The 18,106-nt window shown below is 66.6% G+C and carries 15 protein-coding genes; 11 read left to right on the top strand and 4 right to left on the bottom strand.

Annotated elements, in window-relative coordinates:
* Positions 1-94: 94 nt before the first annotated feature.
* The 11 genes from JOD65_RS01915 to JOD65_RS01865 all read left to right on the top strand — a co-directional run bounded on the left by JOD65_RS01915 (position 95) and on the right by JOD65_RS01865 (position 14,794).
* Positions 95-1,096: a thiamine pyrophosphate-dependent dehydrogenase E1 component subunit alpha gene (locus JOD65_RS01915; protein ID WP_191194008.1), complete on the top strand. Its 1,002-nt coding sequence runs from the start codon at positions 95-97 to the stop codon at positions 1,094-1,096.
* A complete protein-coding gene (locus JOD65_RS01910) occupies positions 978-2,051 on the top strand; it encodes an alpha-ketoacid dehydrogenase subunit beta (protein WP_191194009.1) in 1,074 nt (357 codons plus the stop codon). The genes JOD65_RS01915 and JOD65_RS01910 overlap by 119 nt, the downstream gene beginning before the upstream one ends.
* 17 nt (positions 2,052-2,068) lie before the next feature.
* Entirely contained in the window at positions 2,069-2,992 is a 924-nt protein-coding gene (locus tag JOD65_RS01905) for an alpha/beta hydrolase (protein ID WP_191194010.1), read from the top strand.
* A 25-nt stretch (positions 2,993-3,017) separates the two neighbouring features.
* Positions 3,018-4,061 carry an NAD(P)H-dependent amine dehydrogenase family protein gene (locus JOD65_RS01900; RefSeq protein WP_191194011.1) on the top strand — a complete coding sequence of 348 codons (1,044 nt, stop codon included), beginning with the start codon at positions 3,018-3,020 and terminating at the stop codon, positions 4,059-4,061.
* 36 nt (positions 4,062-4,097) lie between these two features.
* The gene (locus JOD65_RS01895; RefSeq protein ID WP_191194012.1) at positions 4,098-6,191 is read left to right on the top strand and encodes a hydantoinase/oxoprolinase family protein; all 2,094 of its coding nucleotides are present in this window, start codon (positions 4,098-4,100) and stop codon (positions 6,189-6,191) included.
* Between the two features lies 1 nt (position 6,192).
* Entirely contained in the window at positions 6,193-7,947 is a 1,755-nt protein-coding gene (locus tag JOD65_RS01890; RefSeq protein ID WP_191194013.1) for a hydantoinase B/oxoprolinase family protein, read from the top strand.
* A 139-nt stretch (positions 7,948-8,086) separates the two neighbouring features.
* Positions 8,087-8,899, top strand: coding sequence for an IclR family transcriptional regulator (locus JOD65_RS01885; protein ID WP_191194014.1), 813 nt, complete (start codon positions 8,087-8,089; stop codon positions 8,897-8,899).
* 134 nt (positions 8,900-9,033) lie between these two features.
* The gene (locus JOD65_RS01880) at positions 9,034-11,190 is read left to right on the top strand and encodes an oxidoreductase (RefSeq protein ID WP_191194015.1); all 2,157 of its coding nucleotides are present in this window, start codon (positions 9,034-9,036) and stop codon (positions 11,188-11,190) included.
* A gap of 5 nt (positions 11,191-11,195) precedes the next feature.
* Positions 11,196-11,705 carry a (2Fe-2S)-binding protein gene (locus JOD65_RS01875; protein ID WP_204810904.1) on the top strand — a complete coding sequence of 170 codons (510 nt, stop codon included), beginning with the start codon at positions 11,196-11,198 and terminating at the stop codon, positions 11,703-11,705.
* Entirely contained in the window at positions 11,698-13,971 is a 2,274-nt protein-coding gene (locus tag JOD65_RS01870) for a xanthine dehydrogenase family protein molybdopterin-binding subunit (RefSeq protein ID WP_191194016.1), read from the top strand. The genes JOD65_RS01875 and JOD65_RS01870 overlap by 8 nt, the downstream gene beginning before the upstream one ends.
* A complete protein-coding gene (locus JOD65_RS01865; protein WP_191194017.1) occupies positions 13,946-14,794 on the top strand; it encodes an FAD binding domain-containing protein in 849 nt (282 codons plus the stop codon). The genes JOD65_RS01870 and JOD65_RS01865 overlap by 26 nt, the downstream gene beginning before the upstream one ends.
* Positions 14,795-14,942: 148 nt before the next feature.
* On the opposite strand, the gene JOD65_RS01860 is transcribed toward JOD65_RS01865, so the two are convergent.
* The 4 genes from JOD65_RS01860 to JOD65_RS01845 all read right to left on the bottom strand — a co-directional run bounded on the left by JOD65_RS01860 (position 14,943) and on the right by JOD65_RS01845 (position 18,062).
* Entirely contained in the window at positions 14,943-15,341 is a 399-nt protein-coding gene (locus JOD65_RS01860; RefSeq protein ID WP_191194018.1) for a universal stress protein, read from the bottom strand.
* Between the two features lie 56 nt (positions 15,342-15,397).
* Positions 15,398-16,573 (bottom strand): MFS transporter, encoded by a 1,176-nt coding sequence (locus tag JOD65_RS01855; protein WP_191194019.1) that lies wholly within the window; start codon positions 16,571-16,573, stop codon positions 15,398-15,400.
* Between the two features lie 102 nt (positions 16,574-16,675).
* Complete coding sequence (locus tag JOD65_RS01850; protein ID WP_191194020.1) at positions 16,676-17,029, bottom strand: VOC family protein; 354 nt, start codon at positions 17,027-17,029, stop codon at positions 16,676-16,678.
* Between the two features lie 49 nt (positions 17,030-17,078).
* The gene (locus JOD65_RS01845; protein WP_191194021.1) at positions 17,079-18,062 is read right to left on the bottom strand and encodes a Bug family tripartite tricarboxylate transporter substrate binding protein; all 984 of its coding nucleotides are present in this window, start codon (positions 18,060-18,062) and stop codon (positions 17,079-17,081) included.
* Positions 18,063-18,106: the final 44 nt, after the last annotated feature.

Here is an 18,106-nt window from a genome sequence, read left to right as displayed (position 1 = left end):
ATGATGAATGTGCCGCCGACAACAGTTGACGGGGCTCGACCGCTATGTTGCACTATCCGAGCATAAGCCCGCAATACGAGCAAAGGTGGCCTGAATGTCATCGTCTACTAGTCCGGAGCAGCACCTGGAGCTCTACCGCTCCATGGTCTTGACCCGGGGAGTTGAAACGGCCATCGAGCGATCGCACCGCGCGGGGCGTATCGCAGGGTCGTTCCACTCGTCCCTGGGACAGGAGAGCGCTGCGGCCGGTGTGTGCCTCGCACTCCGTCCTTCGGATGCCGTCACCAGCAACCATCGTGGGCATGGACACGCGCTGGCCAAGGGCGTGACAGCTGACGCAGTCATCGCCGAGCTGTACAAGAAGACGCACGGTACGAGCGGCGGTCGCGGCGCCTCAATGCACCTGCACGACAGGTCGGTCGGCTTCTACGGCGAGACCGCCATCGTCGGCGGCGGGGTGCCATGGGCGGCCGGGGTCGGGTGGGCGAAGCGGCGTCGTGGAACTGACGACATCGCGGTCACCTTCGGCGGTGACGGCGCGGCCGCCAACGGTGTCGTTCCTGAGACGCTCCGGATGGCGAAGTTCTGGGAGTCGCCGTGCCTGTTCGTGTGCGAAAACAACGGCTGGGCACACTCCATGCCGGTCGAGCGGATCTTCGGTCCTCCGGGATCGATCGCCGCCATGGCGCGTGGCATGGGCATCCGGTCGGAGTTTGTCGACGGGCGTGACGTGACCGCCGTCTTCGAGGTCGCCACGGAACTCATCGCGCATGCCCGCACCGGGCAACCGGCTTTCCTCGAGATCGCCGTCTACCGCGTGCGCGCCCACAGCATCAATGACGCTGACTACCTCTACCGATCGAAGACAGACGGTCAGGACTGGCTCGACGAGAACGATCCCATCGCGGCCTCGAGACAGCAGTTGATGGCCGAGATGCCCGAGCGCGTCGAGGAGGTCGAGCGAGAGGTGGCGGAAATTGTGCGCCTGGCCGTGGAGCGCGCCGAAGCCGGCGTTCACCCCGAGCCCGCCGACGCATTCACAACCGTATACGCAACAGAAGGGCTGGAGTGGAATGGCTACGCTGAAGTTCGCTGAGGCGATCCGTGCGGCGATCGACCACGAACTGGAGGCCGACCCGTCAGTCGTGGTGATGGGCGAAGAGGTCGGTCCACTGGGCGGCGTCTTCACCGTCACTCGTGGACTGATCGACAAGTACGGCCCCGACCGGATCATGGACTCGCCGATCTCAGAGGGAGCGCTCGCCGGGTTCGCCGCCGGGGCTGCGACCGAGGGCATGCGACCAGTCGTCGAGATCATGTTCTCCGACTTCGTCATGCTCGCCATGGACCAGCTGATCAACTTCGCGGCGAAGATCCACTACATGAGCAACGGCCAGTTCTCAGTCCCGATGGTCGTGCGGCTGCCCGGTGGCGCCGGCACCAATCACGGGCCGCAACACTCGCAATCTCTCGAATCATGGTTCGCCCAGACCCCTGGCCTCGTGGTCGCGATGCCGAGCACGCCCTCGGACGCCTACTGGATGATGCGCGAGTCGATCCGCATGGACGACCCGGTGATGTTCTTCGAGAACAAGAGCCTCTACTTCAGGATCAACGAGGAGATCGACTTCGACGAAGGCCTGCGCGGAGTGCGCGCTGCTGTACGCCGGGAGGGCACCGACCTCACGGTGGTCTCTGCCGGCCGCATGGTCCACTCCTGCCTGGAGGCAGCGGACATGCTGGCCGAGTCGGGCTACTCCGTCGATGTCATCGACATGCGCTACCTGTGGCCCCTCGATCTCGAGACAGTCGCTGCCTCGGTGAAGAAGACCTCCAAGTTGGCAGTCGTCTACGAAGCCGTCGAGTACGGCGGATGGGGCTCTGAGATCGCGAGCTGGGCAGCGAAGGACCTCTTTATCCACCTGGACGGCCCGGTTCACCGGGTCGGGACCCATCGCGTGCCGATTCCTGTCGGCGTCCCTTTGGAAGAGGCGATCGTCCCGACACCCGCCGTCATCCACCAGTCGCTCCTCGAACTCGCCAAGTTCTGAACCCGAAAGGCCCCTTCATGTCTGCCGAAATCGCTCCCGAGACTCTCACCTTCGACTCCGACGGGATCACGCTCGAGGCCCTCTACTACCGCCCCGAGGGCGACGGGCCGTTCCCGTGCGTGGTGATGGCCGGTGGCTGGTGCTACGTCAAGGAGCTTGCGCAGCCGACGTACGCCGCTGCGCTGGCCGCCCAAGGCATCGCCGCCCTCATCTTCGACTACCGGAACTTTGGTGGCAGTCAGGGCGAGCCCCGCCAGCACATCGACCCGGCCCAGCAGCTTGCTGACTATCGAAACGCCATCGATTTTGTCGAGGCTCGCGACGAGGTGGACGGCGACCGTATCGGCGTCTGGGGCATCTCCTACAGTGGCGGCCACGTGATGATCCTTGGTGCGATCGACCCGCGCGTGCGCGCGCTGTGCGGCATCGTCCCGGTGACTGACGGCTACAACAACATGCGCATGGCCCACGGGACTCTCGGCTTCCGCCGCTTCCAGTCCGCGATCCTCGAGTCCCGCCGCAAGCGGCGCGACACCGGTGAGACCACCTACTTCCCGCACCAGCCGGCGGAGGAGGGTGACCTCGCGACCTGGCCGTTCCCCAAGTCGAAGAAGACCTTCGCCGCGCTTAAGGAGCGGGAGGCCCCGTCGTACGTCGGCGAGGCCACCGCTGAGTCCGCTGACCTGCTGCTCGGCTACAGCGTCTTCCCCTACCTGCCGCGGCTGATCCACAAGCCGTCGCTCTTGATCATCGCCGAGGGTGACGACCACACCCACTGGGACCTCGCGGTCAAGGCACACGACCAGATCCCGGGGGACGCCAAGGAGCTGATGATCATCTCCAACGCAGACCACCTGACCCTCTACGCCGACCGCGACCGCCAGAACGTCGTCGCGGCGAAGGTCGCGGACTTCTTCACCAAGAACCTCGCGGCCCGCTGAGACCCTGACAGCTAGGAGACCCACCATGACCGAGAACACCAAGATTGCCATCTGCGGCCTCGGCAGCATCGGCAAGGCTGCCGCCCGACTGCTCATCGACCACCGCAGCGGCTACGACCTCGTCGCGGCTATCACGAAGGACGCCAAGGACCAGGGCCGACCGCTCGGCGAGGTCGCGGGGTCGCGCACCGCCCATGACCTCGTAGTCGGCTCGGAGACCGAGGAGGTCCTCGCCGCCCAGCCGGACGTCGTCCTGGTGATGACTGGCTCCTTCCTCCGCGACACCGCCGACCTGGTCCAGCAGTTCGCCGAGGCGGGGGTCAGCGTGATCAGCCCGTGCGAGGAGCTCGCCTTCCCGTTCACCCGCGACGCCGACCTCGCAGCCCAGCTCGACAAGGTCGCCTCGGCCAGCGGCGCGACAGTGCTCGGCACCGGTGTCAACCCGGGCTTCATCTTCGACACCTTCCTCGCCACCGCGTCGGGCTGTAGCTGGGACGTCGCCTCGATCCGTGGCCGCCGCGTCGTCGACGTGATCGGCTTCGGCGAGAACATCCACCGCCGCTTGGGCATCGGCTACACCCCCGAGGAGTTCGACGCCGGACACGCCGATGGTTCGATCGCCGGGCATGTGGGGTTCCCCGAGTCGATCCAGATCGTCGCCGAGCGCCTGGGCATCACCCTCGACGGTCCCGTCGAGGAGACCTTCGAGGCGATGGTTGCCGAGACGAACGCGCCCAGCGGCTACGGCGGCGTGCCGGCCGGGCGCACCGAAGGCTTCGTCCAGCGCGCAACGGGCCGTGTCGGCGGCGAGCCGAAGATCGAGTTCGAGCTGATCCTGCACCTGCGTCCGCAGGCATCGGGGCTGGAGCCTGCCGACACCTTCGAGATCGAGGGCGAGCACCCCGTGCGCGTCCAGCTGAGCCCGGGGATGGACGCCATTCCGGCCACCTCGGCGCAGATCGTCAACTCCATCCCAGGGGTACTCGGGGCCGGCCCCGGCGTGAAGACCGTCAAGGACATCCCCGCTGCCACCGCGTGGTCAGACCTCAACACCCTGATGCTGCGCTGACGCGCACCGGACATCACTCGCGACAAGGAACAGACCATGAGATTCGCAGTCGACACAGGCGGAACGTTCACCGACTTGGTGATCGAGGATGCCGAAGGGCACCTCAACATCTACAAGAGCCCGACCACCCCGTCCGATCCAGTACAGGGCATCCTCGACGCGTTTGCTGTGGCGGCCGAGGAACGAGGTGTCTTGCGCGAGGACCTTCTCGCGTCTGGGTCGATGCTGTTCCACGGTACGACTCGAGGTCTCAATGCTGTGCTGACCGGCAACGTCGCCCGGACGGCACTCGTGGCGACCGAGGGTCACCCCGACATGCTGCTACTTCGCGAGGGTGGTCGCACCGACATCTTCAATCAGCGCCGGGCCTACCCGGAGCCCTATGTGCCCAGGTCCCTGACCTTCGAGGTTGCGGAGCGTGTAGATGCCCAGGGCGCCGTCGTGACGCGATTGACGGAGGATTCGGTCCGGGCCTTGGCCGACCAGCTGCGCGCGGCCGGCGCTGAGGCCGTCGCCGTATGCCTGCTGTGGTCCATCGTCAACCCCGAGCACGAGCTCCTCGTCGGACGCATCCTCCATGAAGAGCTGCCCGACGTGCCCGTCACGCTGTCACATCAGCTCAACCCGGCGCTGCGCGAATACCGCCGGGCGTCATCGGCAGCCATCGATGCCTCGCTCAAGCCGCTCATGACGACCTACATCGCGGGCTGCCGAGCCCGTCTCGCCGAGGCCGGCTTCGACGGACGGCTCCTGATGATGACCTCCTCGGGTGGAGCGCTCGATGCGGCCGCCGTCGCAGAGGCCCCGATCCACTCGCTCAACTCCGGTCCGTCCATGGCTCCCGTGGCGGGGCGATTCTTCTCGAGCCAGGACGCCGAGTCGGACATGGCCATCGTGGCCGATACCGGCGGCACCAGCTACGACGTGTCTGTCGTGCGTGACGGACGGATTCCGTGGACGCGCGAGTCCTGGATCGGTCAGCCGTTCATCGGCAACATGACCGGCTTTCCCAGCGTCGACGTTCGTAGCGTCGGCGCCGGAGGCGGCTCGCTCGCGTACGTGGACGCGGGCGGCATGCTCCACGTCGGCCCGGAGAGTGCCAGTGCAGTTCCGGGGCCGGCCTGCTACGGCCGCGGCGGCGACCGCCCGACAATGACGGACGCCTGCCTCGTCCTCGGGTATCTCGACCCCGACTACTTCCTGGGAGGACGGTCCCGGCTCGACCTCGACGCGGCGACGACAGCCATCGAGGTACATGTGGCCGAGCCTCTCGGCATCTCTGTCCACGAGGCCGCGGCCGCCATCTGGGAACTGGCGACCGAGCACATGGTCGGTGCGATTGAGGAGATCACCAGCCACCAAGGCATCGACGCCTCCCGCGCCGTCCTGGTCGGGGGTGGCGGCGCTGCCGGCTTCAACACGGTCGCGATCGGCCGGCGTCTGTCGTGCCCCGAGGTCATAGTCCCGCTCATGGGGCCTGCTCTGAGCGCATCAGGCGCTCTCATCTCCGAGCTCGCCCGCGGGTTCGAGGTCAACGGCAAGACGAGCTCGGATGCCTTTGACCACGCCAAGGTCGAAGCCGTGGTCGAGGACCTCACGGCCCGATGTCGAGAGTTCATCGACGATGCTGGCGATGACACCCTGGCGAGCAGCGTCGAGTTCGCGATGGAAGCGCGCTATCCCAGCCAGGTGTGGACGCTCCAGGTTCCGGTCGACGTCGAGGACACGCGCACCGAGGACGGTGTCGCTCGACTGGTCGAAGCCTTCCACGCTGCCCACCGCGAGACCTTCGCCGTGGCTGACGACAACTCGCCGATCGAGATCGAGAGTTGGCACGCTCGGGCGTCCTGCCGACTGAGCGACCCGGAGACCCCGGACCTTCCTCCGGGCGATGGCAAGGCTCGTACACGACAGGTCTTCCTCGCGGGATCTGGGTGGGCAACCGCCGCGGTCTGGCGTCTGGACGACGTGCCGATCAACGAACCGCAGCCGGGTCCGGCACTTGTCGAGACTGCCACCACCGCGATCCTGGTCGACGACGGCGCAACCTTCATGCGTCGACCCACGGGCACCCTGCACGTCGTGCCGGGTTTGCCCCCCGAGCGATCCCCCAAGAACGGAGAGAACTGACATGGACGGCGTGCGCATGGCGGTCTTGAGCAGCCGCATGAACGTGATTGTCGAGGGAATGATGAACACCATCTTCCGCTCCAGCCGATCGGGCGTGCTGAACGCGGCGCACGACTTCTCGTGCTGCATCGTGAGCGCAGACCATCAGTTGGTGATTGGTGCGGAGAGCCTCCCGATCCACATGATGAGCGGTCCTGACCTCATCTCGCGTGCCATCGTTGAGGCCTACCCGGAGCCCAAGCGCGGCGACGCCTACCTCCACAACTCGCCCTACAACGGGAACTCGCACGCCGCCGACCACTGCATGGTGGTCCCGGTAGTCGACGAGCAGGGGGTGCACCGTTTCACCATCCTGGCCAAGGCCCACCAGGCCGACTGTGGCAACTCCCAGCCGACGACGTACATGTCCAACGCCCGCGACGTCTACGAGGAGGGCGCGCTCATCTTCGATGCTTGCCGCGTCCAGAACGACTACAAGGACGCAGACGACATCTTGAGGATGCTCAAGCTGCGCATTCGAGTCCCTGACCAGTGGTGGGGCGACTACCTGGCGCTGCTCGGTTCTGTCAGGCTGGGGGAACGTCGCATGCTCGAGCTCGGCGAGGAGATCGGTTGGGACGTGCTCGACGAGTTCGTGGTCGAGTGGCTCAACTACAGCGAGAACATGATGTCGGAGGCCATCGCCAAGCTCCCCGCCGGTTCTTTCTCGGCGAGCACCACGCACGACCCCTACCCAGGAGCACCGGACGGCGTGCCCATCAAGGTGGACGTCGTAGTCGACCCGCTCGCGAAAAGGATCGATCTCGATCTCCGGGAGAACGTTGACTGCCTGCCTAATGGCCTCAACCTCACCGAGTCGACAGCCCGCACAGCCGCAATGATCGGGGTCTTCAACTCCATCGGCGAGGGGGTGCCCCCGAACGCCGGCAGCCTCCGGCGGCTCGACGTGGCCCTGCGCGACAACTGCGCGGTAGGCATTCCGCGTCACCCGCACAGCTGCTCGGCCGCCACCACCAACCTCGCGGACCGAGTGTCCAACATGGTGCAGGCCGCGTTCGCGGAGTACGCGGAGGGCGTCGGCATGGCGGAGTGCGGAGCGGTCATCCCGGCAGCTGCGGCCGTGGTTTCCGGACGCGACCCACGCTCGGACCACGACTTCGTCAACCAGATCTTCCTGGCTGTGACTGGCGGAGCGGGAACCCCCTGGACCGACGCGTGGCTCACCATCTTCCATGTCGGTTGCGGCGGAATGCTGAGGCGCGACAGCATTGAGGGCGCCGAGATGGCCCACCCGATCCTCGTGCGCTCGCAGAAGCTGGTCCAGGACACCGAGGGCGCGGGACGGTATCGCGGTGCCCCGTCGGCATACGTCGAGTACGGCCCCGTGGGCACCACGTTGTCCGTCGCCTACGGCACGGACGGTGCCATCAACCCCGCGAAGGGCGTGCGCGGTGGCGCGGCCGGTGGGCCGAGCCAGCACTACCGCCGGTTGCGCGATGGCAGCCTCGAGGAGCTGAGCCAGCAGGGACTCATCGAGCTGGGAGATGGCGAGACCATCGTCTCGATCACTGCCGGCGGTGGCGGCTACGGCGACCCAGCAGATCGGCCCGCTGACGTCGTGCAGCGAGACGTGCACGAGCGATGGATCTCCGCAGATCGCGCGATGAGCGTCTACGGCGTGGCCCTCGACGAGGCCGGAGCCGTGGACGAGAAGCGGACGCGAGAGTTGCGGTCGGAGCCGCTCGTCGACGCGTGACCCTGCCGAGCATGACGAGAACGCCCCCGGGAGCGCGAATCCGGGGGCGTTCTCGTGCCTACGCCGCAAGCGATCGCGAACGAATAGTTCACACCCCAAGGTGCCTTTCGACGCTGGCACGGTCCGATATGCTCGCCGCGTGGTCCACGATGCGAACCAAAGCCCAAAGAGCAACACAGAGGGCGGTATCCAGTCCGTCGCACGCGCGCTGTCCATTCTCGAGCTCTTCGATGATCGGCGTCCGCTGATCACGACGAACGAGATCGCCTCATTGACGGGGCTCAATCGGGGCACGGCCTATCGATTCTGCCAAACGCTGCGCAAGCTCGGCTATCTCGAGGAGGTGCGACAGAGCACCTTCCGCCCGGGGCTGAAAGTGTTGTCGCTAGCGCAGGCAGCTCTCGGCGGGCGCGGGTTGGTCGACCTGGCGACCCCGCGCCTGCAGCAACTGCGTCACGACACCGGGGAGACGGTCAACCTCGCCCAGCCTGATGGCAACGAAGTGGTCTACGTGGCCCGCCTGCTCAACGACGACCTGCTCGCCCTTCGCCTGGTCGTGGGCAGTCGTCTGCCCATGGTGTCCTCTTCTCTCGGTCGGGCCATCCTCGCGTTCATGCCCCCCGACGCACGCGACGCGGTGCTCGACTCGAGTGACTTCCCCAAGCTCACGACGCACACCCTCACTGACCGGGCCAGACTCATGGATCGGCTCAAAGAGATCCGGGAGCGCGGCTACGCACTCAACGATCAAGAGGTCGCCGTCGGCGTACGAGGAGTCGCAGCCCCGGTGCTTGGGGCGGGTGGCGTGCCCATCGCGTCCATCAACCTGTCAATCGCACGGCCTCTCTCAACCGAAGACCTCGAGAAGCTCACGCCGATGCTCCTCGATGCAGCGCGCGACATCGGTCGGCGTGTGGAGTCGATCGACAAGTTCGGTGAGCAAGTGAGCTGACACTCCGGGGGCCTGGGACCCCATTGCGATGCCTGCGCCCCTTGACTTTGTATCCTGCTACTTGTCACTCTACGAGCAGAAGTTCGTAATGCGAGCAAGCCGGGTTCCTTGAGGTGCCCACGAGAGGATCTCCCATGTCGCGTCCCTCCCGGTACGACATCCTGTTCGAGCCGATCGAAATCGGCCCGCGGACCATGAAGAACCGCTTCTACCAGACCCCACACTGCACAGGCTTCGGGGACGTGTTCCCCGGCGGCAACGCGCACCACCGCGCAATGAAGGCTGAGGGCGGCTGGGCGGTCGTCAACACGGAGGCGACGACGATCGCCCCCGAGTACGACTGGGCCGGGCAGATGACGAATTCGCGCATCTGGGATGACGACGACGTGCGCAACTGGTCGCTCCTGGTGGAGAAGGCCCACGAGCACGGGGCGCTCGCGGGGATCCAGCTGCACGCTGGCGGCGGCTTTCTGACGGCGTTCGACAGCCGGATGCCTGGCCGCCACGTGTCGGACCGGCTCGAGGAGGGCGGCTGGCTCGGCTCAGTCATCAAGATGGACAAGCGCGACATCCGCGAAGTTCAGCGTCAGTATGTCGCCGCCGCCCAGCGCGCCAAGCGTGCCGGCTTCGACATCATCAACGTCTGGGGAGGTGAGTCTGCCCCGCTCCCGGTCCAGTTCCTCATGAACCTCCACAACGACCGCACTGACGAGTACGGCGGGCCCCTGGAGAATCGAGCCCGCTTCTGGCTCGAGACGCTGGAGCAGGTCAAGGAGGAGGTCGACGACATTGTGCTGGCGGCCCGCTTCTGCATTGACTCCCTGCACGGCGACGACCGTGGCATCCGGGTCGACGAGGAGGGCGTGGGCTTCATCGAGCTGGCCGACCACCTTGTCGACTTCTGGGACGTCCAGGTCGGCGGCGAGCACGCCGAGCTGTGGATCAAGGATGCCGGCCCATCTCGCTTCTACCCGGAAAACTTCCAGGCCGAGTACGTCAAGAAGATCCGGCCCCACACCAAGAAGCCCATCATCGGAGTCGGCCGCTTCACCAGTCCCGACGTGATGGTCGAGGTCATCAAGAGCGGACAGCAGGACATCATCGGTGCCGCGCGGCCGTCGATCGCCGACCCGTTCATCCCGCGCAAGATCGAGGAGGGGCGCTTCGACGACATTCGCGAGTGCATCGGCTGCAACGTATGCGTCAGCCGTGTGAATGCCAACTGGCACCTCATCTGCACTCAGAACTCGGCTGCGGGAGAGGAGTACCGCCGCGGCTGGAACCCCGAGGTCATCCCGCTGTCACGCAAGCAGGACCGCAACGTCCTGGTGATCGGTGCCGGTCCGGCAGGTATGGAGTGCGCCACGGTCCTCGGCAAGCGTGGCCTGGAGAACGTCCACCTGGTCGATTCCGCGGACGACATCGGCGGCCATGTGCGCTGGATCTCGGGCCTTCCCGGTATGGGCGCCTGGGGTCGCGTGACCGATTGGCGCAAGACCCAGCTGGCCAAACTCGACAATGTCCAGGTCATCACCAACACGACGCTCACGCCGCAGGAGGCGTATGAGTACGGCGCGGACGTCGTCGTCGTCGCGATCGGCGCGGAGTGGCTAGGGACCGGCATCAACGGCGTCACCCACACAGAGATCCCGGGAGTCGACTCCTCGCGTCCCGACGTGCTTACCCCCGAGCAGCTGCTGCGTGACGGCAAGCCGGTTCCGGGTCGCACGGTGACGGTTTACGACATGGAGGGCTACTTCATGGGCCCAAGCATCGCCGAGAAGCTGCAGCGTGAGGGCCACGAGGTCACCCTGCTCACCCGCTTCGGGCACCCCGGTCCGTACATGGACCTCACGGGCGAAAACGTGCACATGCGCCCGCTGCTCGAGGAACTCGGCGTCACCGTCGTCGCCGAGCACGTGCTGGCGACCTACGAGGGTGGCAAGGTGGTGGCCGACGACCACGTCGCCGAGGGGCGCACCAGGTCGTGGGACGCCGACGCGATCGTGCTCTGTACGCAGCGCCGCGCGCGCACCGACTACTTCAAGTCGCTGCGCGACCTTCACGAAGAGGCCGGTGACTCCTCCGAGATTCAGGCGGTGTACCAGATCGGTGACTGCGTAGCACCTCGCATGCTGCTCGCCGACGCGGTCTTCGACGGAGCCAGGCTCGCTCGTGAGATCGACGAGGAGAACCCCGCGGTGCCCCTGCCCTGGATTCGCGAGCGCCGTCTGATGGGCGCGACCGACGAGACCTATGCCGCCGTCCTCAACCGGCCCGAGGGGCGTTGATCCGCATGGGTGACCAAGCACTCGGCGTGCGGATGCGTGTCAACGGACGAGGCGTCGAGGTCGACTGTGAGCCGGACGCCCTGCTCGTCGACTCGCTGCGGACCGACCTCCGCCTCTACGGAACCAAGCTGGGATGCGGAACCGGGGACTGCGGTGCCTGCACGGTTCTGATGGATGGGGAGGCCGTGTGCTCCTGCTTGGTCTTCACTCGGCAGTGCGAGGGTCGTGAAATCGAGACCGTCGAGGGTGTTGCCGCTACGGAGACTGGTGCGCGAGTGGCGTCTGCGATCGCCGAGAAGGGTGGTGTCCAGTGCGGCATCTGCACCCCGGGCTTCACCGTGGCCGCGTGCGGGGCGCTCCAGCGGCTTGGATCGCTGAGCCGCGAGCAGGCCGCTGCTGAGCTGGCGGGAAACATCTGCCGATGCACGGGATACATCGCGATCCTCGACGCCGTCTGCTCGGTGCACCCAGGCGAGGCGTCACCTGCCGCCGTGATCGGAGGCGACGATGCCTGAGCGCCTCGGTACCGAGTTCGGTCGGCGGGACGGCGTCGACAAGGCAAGCGGCCGGTCCCGCTACACCGATGATCTCGCGAGCGTGCCCGGCACCCTTCACGCCGCCATCGCCAGGTCCGAAGTGAGCGCGGGACGTCTCCTCGCGGTGGACGTCGATGCGGCGCGTGCCTTTCCAGGAGTCGTCGACGTCGTGACCGCATCCGACGCGCCTGCCACCCTTCAGGGACTCTTCGTTGCCGACGAGCCGCTGCTCGCCGTCGATCGCGTGCGGTACCGCGGGGAACCGATCGCCCTCGTCGTGGCGGAGACGCGGCGTGCCGCTCGCGCCGCGGCTCTGCTCGTGAGTCCGACGATCGAAGCTGAGCCCGCCGTCCTCACGCTCGAAGCCGCGATGGCCCCCGATGCCGTGGAGGTCCACGCCGGCCAGCCCAACTACACAGAGTCGAGCAGCATCACGCGCGGCGACGTCGACGCTGTCTTCGCGGACGCTGCGCACGTCGTGTGCACGATCGTGGACTCACACCGTGTCCACCAGACCTTCATCGAGCCGCGGGCGGCTGTCGCCGAGTTCAGCGAAGGTAGATTGCAGGTCACCTGCACCACTCAGGCGCCTTTCGAGGTCCGGAGCGGTCTGAGCAGCCTCTTTGGGCTGCCGATGAGCCAGGTCGGAGTACGGGTCCCGACGTTGGGCGGGGGATTCGGCGGCAAGCTGCACCTGGGCATGGCCGCCTTCGCGTCGCTTCTCGCCATGCGTACGGAGCAACGCGTTTCGCTGCTGTGCAGCAGAGAGGAAGAGTTCCTGTCGCCGGCACCCCGGGAGAACTCACACATCGAGCTCGAATCCGCAGTCGGTTTCGACGGCTCGGTTCTCGCCCGGAGGGCCAGAGTGGTGCTCGACAGCGGCGCGTACGCATATGACACGCCGCCCATCGGCTCGGTCGCCGCTCTGCAGGCCTGTGGCCCGTACCGAGCGGACCACGTCCGGATCGAGGCCGGCTACGTGCATACCCATACGGTGCCGACCGGCTCCTACCGCGGGCCATCCGGACCACAGATGTCGTACGCGGTCGAGAAGCACATGAACGACATCGCCGAGCGAGTGGGTATCAGCTTCGAGGCCGTGCGTGAGATCAACGCCCTCCGCGATGGTGATCTCGGCCCGACGGGCCACGAGATGCGCGACCCCGCCATGGCGACGGTGCTGGCTCGTGCTCGGGCGTACCTCGAACAGTGGCGGGCAGAAGCAGGGCCGACTGATGCCGGCAGACTTCGCGGATTCGGACTGGGGTGTGCCATCTGGACTGTCTCGCCCATCGGTGGCTCGGTCGCTGTCACGATGAACGAGGATGCGACGGCAACTGTGCTGACCGGTGCGACCGAGATCGGCACCGGTGCGGTATCGGAGACCCTGGCCGCGATCGTGGCCGACGGTCTGGGCATCGAGCCGGCAGCTGTCCACATCTCCTCGGGGGACACCGATCGCGGATCCTACGACCACGGCTCGCAAGGAAGTCGCACGCTGTACGGCGTCGGCACCGCGCTCGTCTCGGCAGTCGACCAGGTGCGCGACATCCTCGTGCAGCGCTTCGCCGATGACGCCGAAGCAGCTGTGGAGGACTGCGAGGTGGTGGATGGCAAGATCGCCATCCGTGGCGTCACAGGATCCGAGAAGGCACTGCGCGAGGTCATCGGTTCGGCGATGGGCGTGTCCGGCCCTGTGGCGGCCAATGGTCGCTTCCAGCCGGCGGCCGTCCCGCACGACCCCGGTTGCGTCTCCGGCTGGGTCGGCGCCTTTAACGAACCGACCTTCCACGCCCACGTCGCCCAGGTCGAGGTCGACCTCGCCACGGGCGTGATCGAGGTCCAGCGCTACGCAGCGATCCACGACACCGGTCCGGTCCTCAACCCTCAAGGAGCGCGGGGACAGGTGCATGGGGGAGTGGTCCAAGGCTTGGGCTACGCCTTGACGGAGGAGATCAGTGCGGATGGCGACGGCCGCATCTTGAACCCCAACTTGCACGACTACCGGGTCCCTACGATCCTTGACGTTCCCGACCAGATCGACGTGTCCTTCGTGACTGAGCACCCCGGGAGCCATGGGTATCGGGGTATCAAGGGCATAGGCGAGGCCCCCGCCGTCCCGGGGGCCGCTGCCATCGGCACCGCCCTGCGCGACGCGGTCGGCCGCCAGCCCGCCACCTGCTCGCTGAGTGCAGAGCGAGTGCTGAGGATGCTTGAGCATGAAGGGGAAACCGATGTTGCGTGACCTCCAGTGCGCCCAGACCCTTGACGACGCGGTGCGCCTCGTCGGCTCCGGTGGAGCCGTCCTCGCCGGCGGTACCGACTTCGTCTCGCTCTACGCCGCCGGAGTCGTCGGCAACGACGTGGCAGTCGACATCTCGCGTGTCCGCGAGCTAGCCGCGGTCACGCAGGGCGACGACAAGATCAGGATCGGGGCCGGAGTCACCCTGCAGCGCATCGAGGACCTTGGGGACGACTCGAGCAGTCTGGGTGCCATCCGTGACGGTGCCGCACTGGTCGGTTCGCCTCAGACCAGGAGGCGCGCGACCCTTGGCGGAAACGCCTGCCGGTCGTCTCCCTCAGGCGACACGCTTCCCGGCCTTCTCGCGGCCGGGGCCGAGATGGTCGCCCTTTCGGCACGGGGTCAACGAGCTGTTCCTGCATCGGAGTTCTTCCGCGGCCCGGGCATCAATGCTCTCCGCGACGACGAGCTTCTTGGCTGGATAGACGTGCCGCGACGAGCGTCCGTGAGCGCCTACGTTCGTCACACGTTCCGTCGCTCGATGGACCTTGCCACGGTTGGCATCGCCACTGCCCTCGAAGAGTCGGCAGATGGACCTCGGCTGCTCGCCGCCGTCGGCGGCGCCGGTCCGACCCCCGTCGCCACGCCTGCAGTCTGGATCTCCGGCGTCGACGTGCCACTCGCGGACCTGGTTGACCTGCTCCACGACCAGATCCAGGACATCATCACGCCCATCTCGGACGTGAGGGGGAGCGAGTGGTATCGGCGCAAGTTGATCCGACCGCTGCTCGAGAGGTCGCTCGCGCGATGCCTTGCGCGTCGCTGACCTCACGCCCTAGGCGGCTGGGGTCACAGGGTTTCGACGCTTCCTGCGTCCCTACAGTGTGAGATCCGGATGGTCTGGCTCCCATGACGTTCCCTCCGCCGGGCACGTAGCGCGCGGTCATCCGGGCTGGCATGGGTTCACGTGGATGTCACGTCGACTCAGCCTTGACCGTGACGACGGGCTGACGGGCGTTGCTGAGAATCTCGAGGGCCGCGCTACCCATCAACAGCTTCCCGACCGTCGACCTGCCCCGCGATCCAATCACGATCAGCGAAGCAGAGACACGGTCCGCTGCTGCAAGCAACTGGCTGGCAGGTGACTCAGCGCCGATAACGCGTTCGATCCCGACGACGACGCCGAGCCGCTCTGCCTCGGTTCGGATGCGAGCGTCGTCGTCCGGCGACATCGCGTGATCGCTGGCGAGGGCGTCGCCTCGACTCGCGTTGACGACCACGACGTCTTCGCCGCGGGTCGCAGCTTCGTTGAGGGCGAATGTGAGCGCTGCTCTTCCGGCGCTGCTGGGGACATACGCGGCAAGAATGGTCATGGGTTGCTCCTTCGATCGATTCGGGATCTGCTGGCTAGACGTATTGGGGGAGTGGGTCACGGCGCTGGGGCTGCTGGACCTCCTCGCAGTGACCGCCGGGTGTTGAGCGCCGAGACGAACAGGGCGGTGCCGATGACGACGAACACGGACGAGACGCCGGCGGCGCTGCTGAGTCCACCGGCGGCGAGGGGAACGGCGACTTGCCCGACCCGGTTTCCGGTGATCCGTAGGGAGAGGGCGGAGGCGCGATTGGCCGGCGTGACGAGACTCGCGACCCAGGTCATCGACAGTGGTTGTGCGAGCCCCCATGCGAAGCCAGCGACGACCATGCAGGCGCCGACGATCCACGGATTGCCGACGATCGCGAGTGCGAGAACCGTTGGCGCCGAGATGAGGGTGCTCGTGACCATGACCTGCTCGCGAGAGAACCGGGCGCGGATGGGCGTCATCAAGACGCGCGCAATCAGTGCTGAGCCTGATCGTGCGGTGAGTATCAGGGTTACGGCAAGGACGCCGAAGCCTCTCTCGACCCCTAGGAGGGGGAGGTATGCCATCAGGAGATCGATCGAGACGAGGACGATGACGCTGGCGAGCATCGCGCTGCGCATGCCCGGGGTGGTCAACATCTGACTAGTGGGTTGGGGATCGCGTCCAGCGATGTTCCGCGCGAACGGCTCGAACCTCAGCGCGGGTACCAGGGTTGCTGCGCTGGCCGCGACGCTTGCCACGGCGAAGCCCAGGAGCGCCCAACCCACACCGATGTCGCGACTCGGCGCCACATGGACCACAAGTCCTGCCAAGGGAACTCCGAGGGTCTGGCCCAAGGAGGTAGCGACGCTCCACGCTCCAAACCGTCGGTCGAGTTCATCGTCCGTGCTGAGGCGGGGGATGAGCCCTTGTGCTGAGACCATCGAGCACATCTGCCCGCAGCCGATGAGGATGTTGGCGGCGCCCAATGCAATGAGGTTGGGGCCGGCCGCGACCAGAACGACGCCGGCGATCGTGAGGACTCCGCCGGAGCGCATGACGATCGACACGTGACCTCGGTCTACGGCGCGCCCCAAAGGCAGCGCGGCGACCAAGGGGACCACGGCGTACAAGGCCACGAGAACGCCGATCTCGCTGGCCGATCCTCCGAGTTCGATGGCGCGGTAGATGATGAGGACCTTGGTCGCGGCGAAGGTTGACTGCAGGAGCGCGGTGACCACGAAGAGCCAGCGGAACGCCGTCACGGGTCGTTGACTCCTTGGGATCGGGTGAAGGTGCGTGGACGCGGAGTGGAGGTGCAGTCATGCGGCCGGGTCCGGCTCAGAGCCGAACTCGGCCGCATGTAGTCAGTCAGTGAGCTGCCAGGTCATCCCGCCGGGGTCGACCCCGTTGGTGACGGTCCTCCCGGTGGCGGGCACAAAGTGCTTGGCCTTGGTGAAGGGGACACCTGCGCCAGCGAGGGTGTCGACGTCGTCGAGCCCCTCCAGTCCGAAGGCGACGTGGTGGACGTATGCCTTCTCGGCCGCCGGTTCGGGCCGGACCTCGAACACGACCTGGTTCTCACCGGGAAGCGCCATCTCGACCGAGCCGCGCTCGGGGTCGAGTCGTCGGACTTCGCGCAGGCCGAGGGACTCGAGGTAGGCGACGGTGCCGTCGAAGTCCGGTGTCCTGAGGTCGATGTGGTCGACTCCGGTCAGCATGGGTACTCCTCCGTGGTGGGGGTGTGCGGGCGGGTGTGGGCTTGGTGGCTCATTCGGCGGCCTCGATGATGGGTCCTGCCTCGGTCTCGCGCTCGTCCCAGAGGTCCCCGTAGTCGCCGGCGGAGACGTAGCTGGCGTTGAAGCCGAGTGGCTCGACGGCTTCAGCGAAGGCAGGGTCGTCGACGACGTCCGAGAGTGCGTCGCTGTAGGCCTCGACGATGTTGTCGGGAGTTCCAGCCGGCAGCGCGAAACCATTGACGGTGTCGTAGGTGATGTCGTAGCCGAGCTCTTGGGCGGTGGAGACGTCGGGGAAGCTGACGCTTCGTTCGCTGCCCATCGTCGCAAGGACTCGGAACTCGCCGGACTCGACGTTGGCGACAACGGCGCTGGGAGCGGCGACGATGACGTCGACCTTGTCACCAAGAAGGGCGGTGACCTTGTCTGCGCTACCGCCCTCGAACGGGATCAGGTTGAACTCGGCGTCGAAAGCGTCCTCGAGCTGGGTGATGGGGATGAGATCGTCGACGGCTCCCCCGGCCAGGTCGAGGGCCTTGGGTTCGGCGCTCGCCGCTGCCGCGAGGTCGTCGAGTGTCTTCAAGCCGCTGTCCTCGCGGACAACGACGACCGAACCGAACGTGGTGACAGCGCCAGCGGTCTGGAAGCTGTCGCGGTCGTAGTCGACGTCGGTGTTCGGGTCGAGGTAGGTGGTGAAGATCGAGGGCAGGTTCGCGCTGCCGATGACGGACCCGTCCTTGGGGGAGTCGGCGATCTGCTTCAGGCCGGTCTGGCCGCCGCTCTCCTCGCGGTTGATGACCTGCACCGGAACCCCGAGGCTCTCCTCGAGGCGGGGGGCGACAAGCCGTGCGATCGTGTCGGTGCTTCCTCCGGCGCTGAACGGCACGATCATCTGGATGCTGTCGAGGCCTTCGGGAAAGCTCGCGGTGTCGGTGTCCCCACCGCTGTTGGTGTTGGCGCATCCGGTGAGGATGAGCGGGGCGGCCAGGAGGACGCACATGCTGCGGCGGAGTTTCATCGTGCTCTTCTTTCGGGATGGGTGGGTGCGGGTGACGGAACTGG

This window comes from Nocardioides cavernae (assembly GCF_016907475.1).
Classification (GTDB): Bacteria; Actinomycetota; Actinomycetes; order Propionibacteriales; family Nocardioidaceae; genus Nocardioides; species Nocardioides cavernae.
This window is presented reverse-complemented; position numbering and strand designations above follow the sequence as displayed.

Bases quoted from the DNA above. Each gene is read 5' to 3' on its own strand.
- JOD65_RS01915 (WP_191194008.1), top strand. From the start codon at position 95: ATGTCATCGTCTACTAGTCCGGAGCAGCACCTGGAGCTCTACCGCTCC.
- JOD65_RS01905 (WP_191194010.1), top strand. From the start codon at position 2,069: ATGTCTGCCGAAATCGCTCCCGAGACTCTCACCTTCGACTCCGACGGG.
- JOD65_RS01900 (WP_191194011.1), top strand. From the start codon at position 3,018: ATGACCGAGAACACCAAGATTGCCATCTGCGGCCTCGGCAGCATCGGC.
- JOD65_RS01895 (WP_191194012.1), top strand. From the start codon at position 4,098: ATGAGATTCGCAGTCGACACAGGCGGAACGTTCACCGACTTGGTGATC.
- JOD65_RS01890 (WP_191194013.1), top strand. From the start codon at position 6,193: ATGGACGGCGTGCGCATGGCGGTCTTGAGCAGCCGCATGAACGTGATT.
- JOD65_RS01880 (WP_191194015.1), top strand. From the start codon at position 9,034: ATGTCGCGTCCCTCCCGGTACGACATCCTGTTCGAGCCGATCGAAATC.
- JOD65_RS01875 (WP_204810904.1), top strand. From the start codon at position 11,196: ATGGGTGACCAAGCACTCGGCGTGCGGATGCGTGTCAACGGACGAGGC.
- JOD65_RS01870 (WP_191194016.1), top strand. From the start codon at position 11,698: ATGCCTGAGCGCCTCGGTACCGAGTTCGGTCGGCGGGACGGCGTCGAC.
- JOD65_RS01865 (WP_191194017.1), top strand. From the start codon at position 13,946: ATGAAGGGGAAACCGATGTTGCGTGACCTCCAGTGCGCCCAGACCCTT.
- JOD65_RS01860 (WP_191194018.1), bottom strand. From the start codon at position 15,341: ATGACCATTCTTGCCGCGTATGTCCCCAGCAGCGCCGGAAGAGCAGCG.
- JOD65_RS01850 (WP_191194020.1), bottom strand. From the start codon at position 17,029: ATGCTGACCGGAGTCGACCACATCGACCTCAGGACACCGGACTTCGAC.
- JOD65_RS01845 (WP_191194021.1), bottom strand. From the start codon at position 18,062: ATGAAACTCCGCCGCAGCATGTGCGTCCTCCTGGCCGCCCCGCTCATC.